The sequence below is a fragment of the Streptomyces niveiscabiei genome (assembly GCF_001419795.1).
GTDB lineage: Bacteria > Actinomycetota > Actinomycetes > Streptomycetales > Streptomycetaceae > Streptomyces > Streptomyces niveiscabiei.
Window position 1 is genome coordinate 1 of the sequence record NZ_LIRL01001373.1, and the last position, 1,520, is coordinate 1,520.

General features: G+C 74.7%; 1 protein-coding gene. It reads left to right on the top strand.

All coding sequences use genetic code 11. From position 1 onward, the window contains the following. A partial coding sequence (locus AOK24_RS44185) for a bifunctional 3'-5' exonuclease/DNA polymerase (protein ID WP_055725439.1) occupies positions 1 to 1,492 on the top strand: 1,492 nt, incomplete at its 5' end. Between the last annotated feature and the right edge of the window lie 28 nt (positions 1,493 to 1,520).

Consider the following 1,520-nt stretch of genomic DNA (forward strand, 5'->3'; position numbering starts at 1 on the left):
CGCGGGCGCCCGCGTGGAGCGGTGTTACGACGTGGAGGTCGCCGAGAACCTCCTGCTGGGGCACGAGGGCAGGTTCGGCGCGCCGAAGTCGGCATGGGCCGCGCTCGCGCGGTTGCGCGGGACCGCCGTACCCGCCGACCCGCCCCTGCGGGCCGTCGAGCCGGGCGGCCAGCCCTCCCTGTTCGAGCCCGGCGAGGCCCGCGCGCGGCTCTCGGTCGGGGAGCTCGTGGAGGTGTACCGGGACCAGCTGCGCCGCCACGACCTCGCGGAGCACCCCGCGCGCATGCGCCTGCTGACGGCGGCGGAGTCGGCGGGGACCCTCGTCGCGACCGAGATGAACGCGGCGGGGCTGCCCTGGCGGGCGGACGTCCACCGCCGGGTCCTCGGCGAACTGCTGGGCGAGCGGTACGCGGGCGGCGGCGAACCCCGCCGCCTCGCCGAGCTCGCGGACCAGGTCTCGGCCGCGTTCGGCAGGCGCGTACGGCCCGACCTGCCGGCCGACGTCGTCAAGGCGTTCGCGCAGGCCGGGATCAAGGTGAAGTCGACCCGCCGGTGGGAGATCGAGACCGTCGACCACCCGGCCGTGGCCCCGCTGATCGAGTACAAGAAGCTGTACCGCATCTGGGTGGCGCACGGCTGGAGCTGGCTCCAGGACTGGGTCCGCGACGGCCGTTTCCGCCCGGAGTTCCTCGCGGGCGGCACGGTCACGGGACGGTGGGTGACCAACGGCGGGGGCGCGCTCCAGATCCCCAAGGTGATCCGGCGCGCGGTCGTCGCTGACCCCGGCTGGCGGCTCGTCGTCGCCGACGCGGACCAGATGGAGCCCAGGGTCCTCGCCGCGATCTCCCGCGACCCCGGGCTGATGGAGGTCGCCGGCCGGGACAGCGACCTGTACCAGGAGGTGTCCGACCGCGCCTTCTCCGGCGACCGCGACCAGGCCAAACTCGCCGTGCTCGGCGCGGTGTACGGCCAGACCTCCGGCGACGGCCTCAAGAACCTCGCGGCCCTGCGCCGCCGCTTCCCGCGCGCGGTGGAGTACGTCGACGAGGCGGCCCGCGCGGGGGAGGAGGGGCGGTTGGTGCGTACGTGGCTGGGCCGTACGTGTCCGCCTGCGGCGAGCGGTGAGGACGCGGAGGGCGAGGCGGGCATTCCCGTCGAGGAGTCCCCCTCGGCCTGGGTGCCGGGTTACGCCTCGACCGACGCCCGCGCGCGGGGGCGCTTCACCCGCAACTTCGTCGTCCAGGGCAGCGCCGCGGACTGGGCCCTGCTGATGCTGGCCGCGCTTCGGCAGGCGTGCGCGGGGATGGCGGCGGAACTGGTCTTCTTCCAGCACGACGAGGTGATCGTGCACTGTCCCGAGGGGGAGGCGGAGAGGGTGGTGGCGGCGATCCGGGAGGCGTCGATGCTGGCGGCGCGGCTGACGTTCGGGGAGACGCCGGTGCGGTTTCCGTTCAGTACGGCGGTGGTGGAGTGTTATGCGGAGGCGAAGTGAAGTGGGGGGGAGCGGGGGTGGAGTACCG